Annotated in this window: 12 protein-coding genes and 1 tRNA gene; 4 read left to right on the top strand and 9 right to left on the bottom strand. The window is 62.0% G+C overall.

Annotation, left to right across the window (positions count from 1 at the left end):
- Positions 1-37: 37 nt before the first annotated feature.
- Genes thrB through argS form a run of 4 tightly spaced genes read right to left on the bottom strand, consistent with a single transcriptional unit; the run spans position 38 to position 5379 of the window.
- A complete protein-coding gene (thrB, locus tag CLAC_RS04435; RefSeq protein WP_053411869.1) occupies positions 38-964 on the bottom strand; it encodes a homoserine kinase in 927 nt (308 codons plus the stop codon).
- Between the two features lies 1 nt (position 965).
- Entirely contained in the window at positions 966-2300 is a 1335-nt protein-coding gene (locus CLAC_RS04430) for a homoserine dehydrogenase (RefSeq protein ID WP_053411868.1), read from the bottom strand.
- Positions 2297-3715, bottom strand: a complete 1419-nt coding sequence (gene lysA / locus CLAC_RS04425) for a diaminopimelate decarboxylase (protein ID WP_053411867.1) — start codon at positions 3713-3715, stop codon at positions 2297-2299. The genes CLAC_RS04430 and lysA overlap by 4 nt, the downstream gene beginning before the upstream one ends.
- 59 nt (positions 3716-3774) lie before the next feature.
- Entirely contained in the window at positions 3775-5379 is a 1605-nt protein-coding gene (argS, locus tag CLAC_RS04420; RefSeq protein WP_425388813.1) for an arginine--tRNA ligase, read from the bottom strand.
- Between the two features lie 291 nt (positions 5380-5670).
- Here argS and CLAC_RS04415 point away from each other — a divergent pair, with 291 nt between their 5' ends.
- Genes CLAC_RS04415 through CLAC_RS04405 form a run of 3 tightly spaced genes read left to right on the top strand, consistent with a single transcriptional unit; the run spans position 5671 to position 8714 of the window.
- Positions 5671-6459 carry a (Fe-S)-binding protein gene (locus tag CLAC_RS04415; protein ID WP_053411865.1) on the top strand — a complete coding sequence of 263 codons (789 nt, stop codon included), beginning with the start codon at positions 5671-5673 and terminating at the stop codon, positions 6457-6459.
- Positions 6459-8009: a LutB/LldF family L-lactate oxidation iron-sulfur protein gene (locus CLAC_RS04410; protein ID WP_053411864.1), complete on the top strand. Its 1551-nt coding sequence runs from the start codon at positions 6459-6461 to the stop codon at positions 8007-8009. The genes CLAC_RS04415 and CLAC_RS04410 overlap by 1 nt, the downstream gene beginning before the upstream one ends.
- Positions 8010-8012: 3 nt before the next feature.
- Positions 8013-8714, top strand: a complete 702-nt coding sequence (locus CLAC_RS04405; protein ID WP_053411863.1) for a LutC/YkgG family protein — start codon at positions 8013-8015, stop codon at positions 8712-8714.
- Between the two features lie 168 nt (positions 8715-8882).
- On the opposite strand, the gene CLAC_RS04400 is transcribed toward CLAC_RS04405, so the two are convergent.
- Together CLAC_RS04400 and CLAC_RS04395 are read right to left on the bottom strand one after the other, a co-directional pair.
- Entirely contained in the window at positions 8883-9221 is a 339-nt protein-coding gene (locus tag CLAC_RS04400; RefSeq protein WP_053411862.1) for a transcriptional regulator, read from the bottom strand.
- A complete protein-coding gene (locus CLAC_RS04395) occupies positions 9221-9727 on the bottom strand; it encodes a hypothetical protein (protein WP_053411861.1) in 507 nt (168 codons plus the stop codon). The genes CLAC_RS04400 and CLAC_RS04395 overlap by 1 nt, the downstream gene beginning before the upstream one ends.
- 133 nt (positions 9728-9860) lie before the next feature.
- Here CLAC_RS04395 and CLAC_RS04390 point away from each other — a divergent pair, with 133 nt between their 5' ends.
- Positions 9861-10160, top strand: coding sequence for a hypothetical protein (locus CLAC_RS04390; protein ID WP_053411860.1), 300 nt, complete (start codon positions 9861-9863; stop codon positions 10158-10160).
- Positions 10161-10165: 5 nt separating this feature from the next.
- On the opposite strand, the gene CLAC_RS04385 is transcribed toward CLAC_RS04390, so the two are convergent.
- The 3 genes from CLAC_RS04385 to CLAC_RS04375 all read right to left on the bottom strand — a co-directional run bounded on the left by CLAC_RS04385 (position 10166) and on the right by CLAC_RS04375 (position 12236).
- Positions 10166-10238 (bottom strand) — tRNA-Arg (locus CLAC_RS04385).
- Positions 10239-10320: 82 nt separating this feature from the next.
- Positions 10321-11142: an ABC transporter ATP-binding protein gene (locus CLAC_RS04380; protein ID WP_053411859.1), complete on the bottom strand. Its 822-nt coding sequence runs from the start codon at positions 11140-11142 to the stop codon at positions 10321-10323.
- Positions 11142-12236: a FecCD family ABC transporter permease gene (locus tag CLAC_RS04375; RefSeq protein WP_082313112.1), complete on the bottom strand. Its 1095-nt coding sequence runs from the start codon at positions 12234-12236 to the stop codon at positions 11142-11144. The genes CLAC_RS04380 and CLAC_RS04375 overlap by 1 nt, the downstream gene beginning before the upstream one ends.
- Between the last annotated feature and the right edge of the window lie 49 nt (positions 12237-12285).

The raw sequence follows: 12285 nt of genomic DNA, 5'->3' as shown, positions 1-12285 counted from the left end.
AGGCTGGCCTCCGGGCCAGCCTCTTCTCTTTTGAAATTTAGCTCTCTACCTCGACCTTGACGGGCTCACCAATGCCAAGCTCCATCACCTTGATGCCCGACTCGCGGGCATCGTCGAGAATTTTCTCGGACACAGGCTCGGCGCCCAGCACCATACAGGTCGGGCCAGCGCCAGACAGGAACGCAGCGTAGCCGCGGTTGCGCAGGCGGTTAACCCACTCCGCTGTGACTGGCAGAACGTCGGCACGGTAAGGCTGGTGAAGTCGGTCGCGAGTGCCTTCCCACAGCAGCTCCGGATGGGACTGCAGCGCGGCCGTCATCACGGCCGTGCGCGAGACGTTGAATCGCGCGTCGACGTGCGAAACATCGCTCGGGAGCACCTGTCGCACAGCATTTGTGGAAGCGTGGAAGGACGGCACCAGAGCTGTCGCGCGAATCGATTCGTGCACCGGCACACCCACCGCGTGGTACTGCGGGGCCGTACGGCCGTCGACAGGCTTATCCGTCCAGCTCACTACAGCACCGCCGAGGACCGATGCTGCGGCGTTATCCGGGTGGCCTTCGAATACCGAGGACTCCTGGATGACCTGCTCGTCGGTAAGCGGGAAGCCTGCCAGACCGTTGGCGGCGGCGACACCGGCGACGGCGGCGGCAGCGGAAGAACCTAGGCCTCGCGATTGCGGGATGACGTTGTGGCAGACCACGGACAGGCCCGGGGCCTCCACCCCCGCTGCGCGCAGGCCGGCGCGAATTGCGCGGACGACCAGGTGCGACTCGTTGCGGGGAAGATCGTCCTCGCCCTCACCGTGAATCTCCACGGCGACACCGGACTCGGTGACCTCGACCTCGACAATGTCGTAGAGGGAGACCGCAAGGCCTAGCGTGTCGAAACCGGGGCCGAGGTTCGCCGAAGAACCCGCGACCGTGACGCGTACCTTCTGTCCTGGGAAAAGTTCCTGAGCCACCTTAGACGTCCATTCCCTCGATGCGGATGACGTTGTTGACGGCCAGGACTGCGTCGTTAGCGCGAAGCTGCTCGACGGTGTCCTCAAGCTCCTTCTCGAGCGCCTGATGCGTGACGATAACCAGGCGAGCACCCTCGTCGGACCCCTCCTGGCGCACGGTACGCAGGGAGATACCGTTGTCGGAGAAGGTGCGAGCGACATCGGCGAGAACGCCAACGCGGTCATCTACGTGCAGGTCAATGTGGTAACGAGTGCGCACTTGTCCAAAGTCCAGAATCGGGAGGTTGGCGTAGGTGGAATCGCCCGGGGCACGACCGCCGTGGACGATATTGCGGGCGGCGGCAACCAGGTCGCCGAGGACAGCCGATGCGGTCGGGTTACCGCCGGCACCGTTACCGTAGAACATCAGGCGACCCGCAGCCTCGGCCTCGATGAAAACAGCATTGAAAGACTCGCGGACGGTCGCCAGCGGGTGGCGACGAGGGATCAGGGCCGGGTAGACACGGGCGGAAATAGCCTCGGAGCCGTCCTCATCCACCACGCGCTCACAGGTGGCAAGCAGCTTAATGGTGCAATCGGCGCTCTTAGCTGCAGCGATGTCCTCCGCGGTAATCTTGGAGATTCCCTCGCAGTAGACGTCGGCCGCGGTCACGCGGGTGTGGAAAGCCAGGCCTGCGAGAATCGCGGCCTTCGATGCGGCATCGTGGCCCTCGACGTCGGAGGTCGGGTCGGCCTCTGCGTAGCCCAGGCGGGTCGCCTCTGCCAGCATCTCCTGGTAGTCCGCGCCGGTGGAGTCCATCGCGTCCAGAATGAAGTTCGTGGTTCCGTTAACGATGCCGACGACCTTGTTGACGGTATCGCCCGCTAGCGAGCGACGCAGCGGACCGACGACCGGAATCGCCGCCGCGACTGCCGCCTCGAAGAAGAGATCCACCCCGGAGGAGTCGGCGGCGTCGGAAAGCTCCGCTCCGTGCGCCGCAACCAGGGCCTTGTTAGCTGTAACGACGGACTTGCCCGCGCGCAGCGCCTCGAGGACGACTCGACGCGGGTAATCGATACCGCCGATAACCTCGATGACCAGGTCGACATCGTCGCGCTGGACCAGCGAGAATGCATCGTCGGTAATCAGGTCCGGATTAACATTCGGGCGCGGCTTCGACTTGTCGCTCACCGCTACTCCGACGACCTCAACGGGTCCGCCGATACGGCGCTCGAAGTCCTCAGACTTCTCATTCAGCAGGCGCAGCACCTCGGTGCCGACCGTGCCGAGACCGAGAATGGCTACTCCGACCTTCTGGCCTTCGCCCTTTCCTGGGTTATTCGTTGCGGCAGTCATCGTGGGGTTTCACACTCCAGGCTAAGTAAGTCTTGTACGGTTTCTCTTCTTAAAATTTGGGTTGCCGCACCGTCCTTCACGGACACCACCGGCGGGCGGGTCAGCATGTTGTAACGGCTGGCCATTGCGTAACAGTATGCACCAGTCGCAGCCAGGGCGAACAAGTCACCCTCGACAATGTCATCCGGGTACGCGGCATCGTTAATCAGAATGTCGCCCGACTCGCAGTGCTTTCCTACGACGCGGGTCGGGATGCGGGAGCCAGAAACTTCTCGATTAACTACTCGACCATCATAGACCGAGCGGTACAGTGCCGGGCGGATATTGTCGCTCATTCCCCCATCCACCGACAGATACCGCCTGGTCACGCCGTCATCGACGGTGACGTCCTTCAGGGTGCCGACCTCGTAGACCGTGACCATCGATGGTCCGACAATCGCGCGGCCGGGCTCGACTGCAACGTGCGGGGTAGGAATACCGATTCGCTGCGCAAGCTCCTCGACGGCGCGCAGAATCTCGTCGGCAAGCGGGGCTACCTCGAGGGGCTGCTCGCCGGCGGTGTAGGCGATGCCGAAGCCGCCACCTAAGTCGAGGATGGTGAAGTGTTCAGAGATTTCCACTCCGTGGCGCGCGACGAGCTGTTCGACGACACCGAAAACACGCTCGGCGGCGAGGATGAAGCCGTCCGAGTCAACGATTTGGGAGCCGATGTGGCAATGCAGACCAACCAGACGCAGGTTCGGGTCGGCCTCGACAGCGTCGGCGGCAGCGAGGGCGGAGCCGGAGGCGATGGAGAAGCCGAACTTCTGATCCTCGTGAGCGGTTGCGATGAACTCGTGGGTATGAGCCTCCACGCCGGGCTTGACGCGGACCAAAACGTCTTGGACGACGCCGGCCTCAGCGGCCACCTCGGACAGGCGGCGCAGCTCAGAGCGAGAATCGAGGACGATTCGACCCACGCCTGCCGAAACGGCATCGCTCAGCTCCGACCGCGACTTGTTATTTCCGTGGAAGGTCATGTCTGCGGCCGGGAAATCGGCTGCGAGGGCCACGGCCATCTCGTTGCCAGAGGCGACGTCGAGGTGCAGCCCCTCCTCCCTGACCCAGCGGGCGATGGCCTTGGAGAGGAACGCCTTGGATGCGTAGTGGACGTTGCCAGACCCGCGGAAGGCCTCAGCGATGGCGCGGCAGCGGGAACGGAAGTCCGCCTCATCTACTACGAAGACTGGCGTGCCATACTCTTCGGCGATTTCGGTAAGGCTGACGCCGCCGACCTCGACCGACCCCGGGCGGGGCTCGTCAGCACCACGGCGGCGCGCGGTGGACGGCCAAACGTGAGCGGGCAGATCATTGAATCCGGTTGAGTCCGGGCGGGTGTATCCGCCGAGTTCGAATCCGTTGCCGAGAATTGGCACGCTTTATCTCCTTTTCCTCCCTGCCGGCGGCGTAGGCGGGGAACCCCTTGGGTTAGGTCTTACATCCGCTCCGGGGCGGTCACGCCGACAAGCCCCAGCGCGTTGGCGAGTGTCTGTCGAGTGGCCTCGGCCAGGCCCAGGCGAGCACGGTGGAGGTCTGTGGCCTCCTCGCCGGACTTAGGCAGGATCTGACAGGCGTCGTAGAAACGGTGGAACACGCCGGCAAGCTGCTCGGCGTAGCGGGCGATGCGGTGCGGCTCGCGCAGCTCTGCGGCCGCCTTCACAATTGCGGGGAACTCACCGATCGTGCGGATCAGCTCGCCCTCGCGGTCCTCCACCAGCAGGCCGAAGTCGGCACCCTCGCTGCTTACGCCAGCCTCTGCGGCGCGACGACCGATCGAGCAGAGTCGAGCGTGGCCGTACTGCACGTAGTAGACCGGGTTGTCGCTGGACTGAGAAGCCCATAGCTGCAGGTCGATATCGAGGCTGGAATCGACGGAGGAGCGAATCAGCGCGTAGCGCGCAGCATCCACACCAATGGCCTCTACGAGGTCGTCCAGGGTAACGACGGTTCCGGCACGCTTGGACATCCTCACAGCCTTACCGTCGCGCAGGAGGTTGACCATCTGTCCGATGAGGACCTCAACGCCGTCCGCGTTGTAGCCCAGCGCAGCGGCGGCAGCGCGCAGGCGGGCGATGTAACCGTGGTGGTCAGCACCGAGCATGTAAATGGCGAGGTTGTGACCGCGGTCAAACTTATTCTTCACGTACGCGATGTCACCCGCGATGTAGGCGGCATCGCCGTCGGATTTGATGACCACGCGATCCTTGTCGTCGCCGTAGTCGGTGGACTTCAACCACCAGGCGCCGTCGTGCTCGTATAGCTTGCCGTTTTCTTTGAGGGAGTTGACCGCCGACTCCACCTCTCCGGACGCGAAGAGGGAGTTCTCGTGGAAGAACACGTCGAAGTCGGTGCCGAACTCGTGCAGGGACTCCTTGATGTGGGCGAACATCATCTCGACGCCTGCGGCGCGGAAGTTCTCCTGAACCTGCTCGTCGGTTCCTTGGAGCGCTGCCGGGTTGCCCTTGAGCACCTCTGCGGCGATGTCGTGGATGTATTCTCCGCCGTACCCGTCCTCCGGAGTCGGCAGCCCCTTCGCCGCCGCGACGAGGGAATTCGAGAAGCGATCAATCTGGCGTCCGTGGTCATTGAAGTAGTACTCGCGGGTGACCTTGGCTCCGGTGGCGGTCAACACGCGGCCGAGGGCATCGCCGACGGCAGCCCAGCGGGTTCCACCCAGGTGAATCGGCCCAGTCGGGTTCGCAGAGACGAATTCCAGGTTGACGTCGAGGTCGGCGTTGATGTCTGAGTTACCCCAGGCCTGGCCAGCGGCCAGGACTTCCGCGACAATCTTGCCCTGCGCGTCCGCAGCCAGGCGGATGTTAATGAAGCCGGGGCCTGCGACCTCAGCTACGTCGACGCCCTCCGAGTTGCTGAGCCCCTCAGCAATCTCCGTTGCCAGGTTGCGCGGCACCATGCCTACGCGCTTGCCCAGCTGCATGGCGATATTCGTTGCGTAATCGCCGTGCTCCGGGTTTCGCGGACGCTCAACGGTGGGGGCCTCCGGCACGAGGGAGACATCAGCATCGTGCGACGCCAGCACGTCGACAGTGACTTTTCGGACTAGTACAGCAAGATCAGCAGGATTCACGATTGCCTATCCTATTAGGTCTGCCACAGCCGAGGGAACTTTACCCTCCCCGTTTTCCATTCGCTTGCCGACGATGCCCTCCTGCCCCTATTCTCCCCGCCCCGGCGCGGCACTCGCGGTAAGTGTGAAAGTTCCCACTCTCGCTCTGTCCTTTCACGATAAAGCTCGCCGGTGTTTTTGACGTAAAATTCATACCAAGTACAACTGCATAGCCTTACCCACTAAAACCCCTTTGGAGTCACCGTGAAGGTAGCACTATTCGCAACCTGCATCGGAGACACGATGTTTCCGGACGCAGTCCAGGCCACCGCCAAGATTCTGACTCGTCTCGGATGCGAAGTCGTCTTCCCCACCCAGCAATCCTGCTGTGGACAGATGCACGTCAACACCGGTTATCAGAAGGAAATCCTTCCGCAGCTGGATAATTACGCAGATGCTTTCTCCGACTCGTCGATTGACTATGTCGTCGCGCCGTCGGGCTCCTGCGCCGGCGCTGTACGCCACCAGCACCCGATGATTGCCGAACGCTACGGCACCAAGTCTCAGGCAACCTCAGCCGTCGCCTGCGCCAACAAGACCCTGGACCTCTCCGAGTTCATCATCGACGTCGCGGGAGTCACCGACGTCGGGGCGTACTTCCCGCACTCGGTCACCTACCACTCGACCTGCCACAGCCTGCGTGTTCTTAAGGTCGGAGATCGCCCCTGGAAGCTGCTGTCCGCAGTCGAGGCGATTGACCTGCGCGAACTGCCCGGCGCTGCCGAATGCTGCGGCTTCGGCGGCACCTTCTCGGTGAAGAACGCCGAGACCTCTGCGGCGATGGTCGCGGACAAGACGGCTAATATCCGCGCTACTAACGCCGAGTTCGTCACGGCCGGTGACGCATCCTGCTTGCTTAACATCGGTGGTGCTCTGCGCCGTCAGAATGCGGGCGTCCACGCGGTACACCTCGCCGAGATTCTCGCGTCCACTAAGGAAAATCCCTTTGACCTACACAAGCGCCAGGAAGTTCTTCTGCGGGGTGAGAAGTAATGGCTCCCGTCAACGTTGGAATGCCCACGCTGCCTCCGCGCGCTCCGAAGGGCGTCGGCCACATCCGCGGTTCCCGCGGCTTTACCAAGGCCGCCCACGACGAACTGCAGAACACCCGCATGCGCCAGAATGTTGGCCATGCCACCCGCACCATTCGCACCAAGCGTGCGAAGGTCGTGGCGGAAAAGAACGACTGGGAGCAGCTGCGCCTGGCCGGCAGCCACATCAAGCGCGATGTCATGGCTCGTATGCCCGAGTTATTGGAGCAGTTCGAAGCTTCCGTCACGGCCGCCGGCGGCCACGTCCACTGGGCGCGTGACGCCGCCGAAGCTAACCGGATCGTCACCGAGCTGGTCAAGGAAACCGGCGAGGAGAAGGTCGTCAAGATTAAGTCGATGGCGACTCAGGAGATTGGCCTGAACGAGGCTCTCGCGGATGCCGGCATCACCGCTCGCGAGACCGACCTCGCTGAGCTGATTGTCCAATTGGCTGACGATATGCCTAGCCACATCCTGGTCCCGGCTATTCACCGCAACCGCGAGGACATCCGCGAGATTTTCCTCAAGGGTATCCCTGGAGTGGATCCGGATTTGCAGGCGAACCCAGCCGACCTGGCTGAGGCATCCCGCAAGTTCCTGCGCGAGCAGTTCATGGAGGCCAAGGTCGCGATCTGTGGCGCCAACTTCGGTGTCGCAGAGACCGGGACCGTCGCCATCGTGGAGTCCGAGGGAAACGGACGCATGTGTCTGACTCTGCCGGAGACTCTGATTTCCGTGATGGGCATCGAGAAGCTTTTGCCCACATTCCAGGATCTCGAGGTCTTCCTGCAGCTGTTGCCGCGTTCGTCGACAGGCGAGCGCATGAACCCCTACACCTCCCTGTGGACCGGTGTGACGGAGGGTGACGGCCCGAAGAACTTCCACATCGTCCTGTTGGACAACGGCCGCTCCGCGACCCTTTCTGACCCGATCGGCCGCGAGGCTCTCAAATGCATCCGATGCTCGGCTTGCCTGAATATCTGCCCGGTTTACGAGCATGTCGGCGGTCACGCCTACGGCTCGGTATACCCGGGCCCGATCGGCGCGATTCTATCGCCGCAGCTGACCGGCATGGATTCCTATGATGACCCGAACGCCTCCCTGCCGTATGCGTCGTCCCTGTGTGGTGCCTGCTTCGAGGTTTGCCCGGTGCGCATCGACATCCCTGCCGCTCTGCTGGAGCTGCGCCATAAGAAGGTCAGCGAGCACACCCCGCCGGTCGAGGGCAAGATCTTCAAGACCCTCGGCTTCGTGATGGGCAACCAGAGGATCTGGGACATGACGGTGAAGATGGCTTCCCTGGCTCGAGTTCTCGGCCTGAAGGATGGCGAGATTCACTGGCTGCCACTGTTCCTCGGCGGATGGGCCGACGCGCGCGATACCCCGGTGCCGCCGAAGACCCCGTTCCGCAAGCTGTGGAAGTCGGATGAGTTGAAGTCCGATCTCGCCCGCGAGTCGCAGAACCAGGTGCCCACGAAGATCAACGGCCGCGTCGCCGATGAGGAGGCCTAGGACATGACTAATTCAACCGCTAAGGAAGAAATCCTGGGCCGCATCCGCAACGCCCAGAAGATTGCATTTTCGGGCAAGGATCTTGCCTCCAGCGCCGGCGTCGTCACCGGCACCCCGGGTGAGCACTTCGCCGTCCCCCGCGACTACGAACGCACCTCCGATATGCCGCGCGAGGAGGTCATTTCGCTTGCCGACGAGCGCATCGCCGACTACAAGGCGGATGTCCGCCGCTGCAGCGCGGAGCCAGCGGAAATCAACGAGGCCGTGAAGAAGGCCGTTGCCGACGCAGGTGCCAAGATTGTTGGTATTCCATCCGGCCTCGATAAGGCCTGGGTCTCCGGCCTGGACGAGGGCAAAGGCGAAATTCGCGTTGACGAGGGTTTGGGAGTCCGCGACCTCGATGCCTTGGACGCGATCGTGACTAGCTCTGCCGTGACCTGCGCGGAGACTGGCACGATTTTCTTGGACGGCTCGCCTGCGTGCGGCCGCCGCGCGCTGACCTTGGTTCCGGACGTGCACATCTGTGTTGTTCCCGCCGACAGCGTGGTCTACGGCATCCCGGAGTCGATTTCGCGGCTGCGCGATGCCGATCCGACCGTGCCGATTACAATGATTTCTGGGCCCTCGGCTACCTCGGATATCGAGCTGAACCGAGTTGAGGGTGTCCACGGCCCCCGCACGCTGATGGTGATTATTGCAGGCTAGACGGTCAGGCGAGCCTCGCAGCGCTTGTTCAATAAACTTAAGACCCCGGCAGCTAAGTCTCCCCCAGGTATCCCGTTCCCACCTGGAGTTAGACTGCCGGGGTCTTTTGTCTGCGTTGCGTTTGCCTAACTCGGCTCCTGCGTAGCTGCCGCTACGGAGGCTCGCTCACTAGTCGATCTCTGCCATTGTGCGCAGATATGCCATGTGTGCCTCGAATGCGGACAGGCCCTTTTCCGTAAGACTTACCCAGACAACATCCTTAGCCCTGGTGGCGCCGTAATCCCGAGTTCGCGCAATATAGCCCGCCCCCTCCAATGCCAAAAGTTGTTTCGACAGCGTCGCGTCAGATACGTCTACGGCATCTCGAAGTTTTGCAAACTTCATTTCATAGCGAATTGTGCCCGCTACTGCCCCGTGGTAGCGGAGTGTCGCACAAATTTTCAGTCGATTGATTGGATGGATAGTGGGGTCGAATTCCGGCTGCGCACAACCGTTGCCCTGCTCCATCAGTCCAGCCACCCCTTAACGAAGGCCAGCAGCGTCAACCCGGCTGCCAAGGTCCCGAGCAGCACCGATAGCACAAGGTTCTCGTCGGTAAGTGTCCCTGCAATGATGATGATCCACATAGGCACGAGGTAAGCGAAACTTCTATACGTGGCACGCGGGTCAGCTGCGAACGGGTCCTGCCTCAATGCAAGCCGGACCGCACGTTTGCGGAACCTTAGTTCGTAGACGGCGATCACCAGCGCTAGCGCAGCCAAGGGAACGAAAGACCAGGCAGTGCCCCATACGATCAACCCGGTGCAGACTCCGAACAGAATTGAGGCCACGCCGACATATGCGGGGTGATAGCTCGTGCGAACTCTATTCTTTTCACTTTCCCCATCTACCAGACTGGGATCAATGGCCGAGAGTTCCTTGAGTGCCGCTCGGGCATCCACCGGTGAGATCTGATCAGCCTCAGCTACTTGGCGCTGCTTAGCACCCGGCTTGTTTTCCATAAGGGAAATCATATTACTTTCCACACCGGAAAACAATGCCTTGCACCCCATTGGAGTATTGGCATGACAACTTATTGTCGAGGTGACTAGACAGCCTGATTCTCTCCTCTCTAGACACCCCCTCCCCCGCTAACAAGGAGCAACAATGAGCGCAATAATCAAGAAGTTTTCAATCGCGGGAGATCCCCGGTTGCCCGGCGAGCACCTTACTCTGCCTGCGACGAAAGGCCTCTCGACCATCCGCATGCTCTACTCGCTCGAGGGTGTCCTAAACGTCGACGGTGAAGACCTTGCCCAGCAGGCAGCATCGCTCCGCATGAGGAGGGCCGTTTTGCACGCTACCCCGACGGCACTGTCAGCCGACCGCAGCAGTAGATCGACTCCCCCCATCCGAATACAACAAAACCCGCTTGAACTAGCAAAACCGCAGTTCAGGCGGGTTTAAAATTGTGCCCCCGAGAGGAGTCGAACCTCCGACCTTCGGTACCGGAAACCGGCGCTCTATCCACTGAGCTACGGGGGCGTGCCGCGCTCTGCGCAACGACTTGAAATATTACCACCCCGTCGAAGCCTTTTACCAAAGGCCCGGCGAAAGTGTCATTTTGCTACGCGGACTCCGCAATGGGGCAGATGACGGGGACGCCGTCGTCGTCAAGCACACGCGCGCGAAGACCGTAGGCCTCCTGCAGCAGATTGGGGGTGAGCACTTGCGCGGGACTGCCCTGCGCGAGCACTCGACCTGCAGAGAGGACCACAACCTGATCGCAGTAGCGCGCCGCCAAGTTCAGATCATGAATGGCGACCAGGGCCAGGCAGCTGCGCTGCGTGACCTCCGCGCGGATGAGCTGCAGCAGCTCCACCTGGTGTCGCAGGTCGAGAGCAGAGGTGGGCTCGTCGAGGAGCATGACCTCCGGGTTTCGCACCAGCATCTGGGCCACGGCCACGAGTTGGCGCTGACCTCCGGAGAGCTCGCCCACGAAACGGTCGGCCAAATGCTCGATACCTACCTTGCGCAGCGCCGCCGCCGTCTGCTCGAGACTCCCCGAGCGCTGGCGGAAAATTCCACCACCGGACGCCAAACCAGCCCTTCGCCCGGACACGAGTACCGACTCGAAGGCGGTCAGCGATGCCGTCGAGGGCAGGTCCTGCGGCACGTACCCCACCGCATCGCGCAACTCGGCTCCGGCGAGAGCCCTCGCCTGCTCGTCGCCCGCAACAGTTCCCTCCGCGCGCGAAACCACCACCTCACCGCCGCTGGGCTTGCGGATTCCCGCAATAGTGGTCATTAGTGTGGACTTGCCGGCCGCGTTCGGACCAAGCAACCCAGTCACGGTTCCTGGGGCCAGTCTGCTTATCGACGCGCTCAATAACACCTTTCGCTTGCCGTATCCGGCGTGCACATCGCGAACATCAAGGAAAACGCTCATTAGTTCCACACCACCCTGCGGCGCATGAAGATTAGGGCGACGAAGAACGGGACACCCACAATCGCCGTGATAATGCCGATGGGGACAGCGACCCCGGGGACGACAGTAATCGACACCGCGTGGGCACCCGCCAGCAACACCGCCCCAGCCGCCATGGAAGCCGGGGCGAAGAAGCGCTGCTCCTCGCCCACCAGCATCCTCGCCACATGCGGGCCGACAAGTCCAATGAAGCCGATGATTCCGGCAAAAGCGACGGCCGTCGCGGCCAATAGAGATGCCACGACGAGCGTTGCGATGCGCAGCCTCTCGACATTGATGCCCATGGCCTTCGCCCGTGTGTCACCGAGCCGCAGCGCGGTCAGGGCCCAGGCGTACTTGATACTAAAGGGAATTGCGATTGCCAACGCTAGAGCAATAATTCCGTTGGAAATCCATGTGGCACGCTGCAGTGACCCCATCGTCCAAAAGACGATCTGCTGCAGGGCCTCCGTCGTGGCGCGGTACTGAAGAAGCGCCAGCAGCGCCTGAAAAAGGAATACCAGGCCGATGCCGAGGAGAATCATAGATTCCTTGCCGGAGCCGCGCCAGATTGAGGCCGCGGCGACAATCGCCACGGCGATGATTGACGACATCCAGGCCACCGCAGCCAAGTTGAACTGAGGGTGTGGAATTAGTACCCACCCCAGAACGATCGAGCTCGCCCCGCCGAATGCCGCGGCCGCGGAAATCCCCAGAGTAAAAGGCTCTGCCAGAGGATTATCGAGGATTGTCTGCATCTGCGACCCCGCCAGGGACAAGGCTGCTCCGATGAGGACTGCCATTACGGAGGCGGGAAGGCGAAGGCTCCACAGCACAGTCCGGGTCGTCTCGTCGACGGAATCCGGGGCGAAAATACCGCGGAGAATGTCGCCAACTGTCAGCTGAACCGGGCCAACGATGGTGGCAACTACGAAAGCTCCGAGTGCCAACAACGCCAGCGCCACGATGATTGCGGACTTCCGCGCAGAACGACGCCTGTACTGAGCGGCCGAATCCGCCACCGAGGTCTCGTCGGCAAGCGCAGTAGAGGGCACGGCCGTGTCGAGTTTAGTCATGGGTGATTCCTGAGTTGAAAGTGCGAATTATGCGTGGAGGAGGGCTACT

This window comes from Corynebacterium lactis RW2-5, assembly GCF_001274895.1.
GTDB lineage: Bacteria > Actinomycetota > Actinomycetes > Mycobacteriales > Mycobacteriaceae > Corynebacterium > Corynebacterium lactis.
The sequence above is the reverse complement of the archived record's forward strand: the minus strand, read 5'-3'. Positions and strand labels throughout refer to the sequence as shown.

Bases quoted from the DNA above. Each gene is read 5' to 3' on its own strand.
- CLAC_RS04430 (WP_053411868.1), bottom strand. From the start codon at position 2,300: ATGACTGCCGCAACGAATAACCCAGGAAAGGGCGAAGGCCAGAAGGTC.
- CLAC_RS04410 (WP_053411864.1), top strand. From the start codon at position 6,459: ATGGCTCCCGTCAACGTTGGAATGCCCACGCTGCCTCCGCGCGCTCCG.
- CLAC_RS04405 (WP_053411863.1), top strand. From the start codon at position 8,013: ATGACTAATTCAACCGCTAAGGAAGAAATCCTGGGCCGCATCCGCAAC.
- CLAC_RS04400 (WP_053411862.1), bottom strand. From the start codon at position 9,221: ATGGAGCAGGGCAACGGTTGTGCGCAGCCGGAATTCGACCCCACTATC.
- CLAC_RS04395 (WP_053411861.1), bottom strand. From the start codon at position 9,727: ATGATTTCCCTTATGGAAAACAAGCCGGGTGCTAAGCAGCGCCAAGTA.
- CLAC_RS04390 (WP_053411860.1), top strand. From the start codon at position 9,861: ATGAGCGCAATAATCAAGAAGTTTTCAATCGCGGGAGATCCCCGGTTG.
- CLAC_RS04380 (WP_053411859.1), bottom strand. From the start codon at position 11,142: ATGAGCGTTTTCCTTGATGTTCGCGATGTGCACGCCGGATACGGCAAG.
- CLAC_RS04375 (WP_082313112.1), bottom strand. From the start codon at position 12,236: ATGACTAAACTCGACACGGCCGTGCCCTCTACTGCGCTTGCCGACGAG.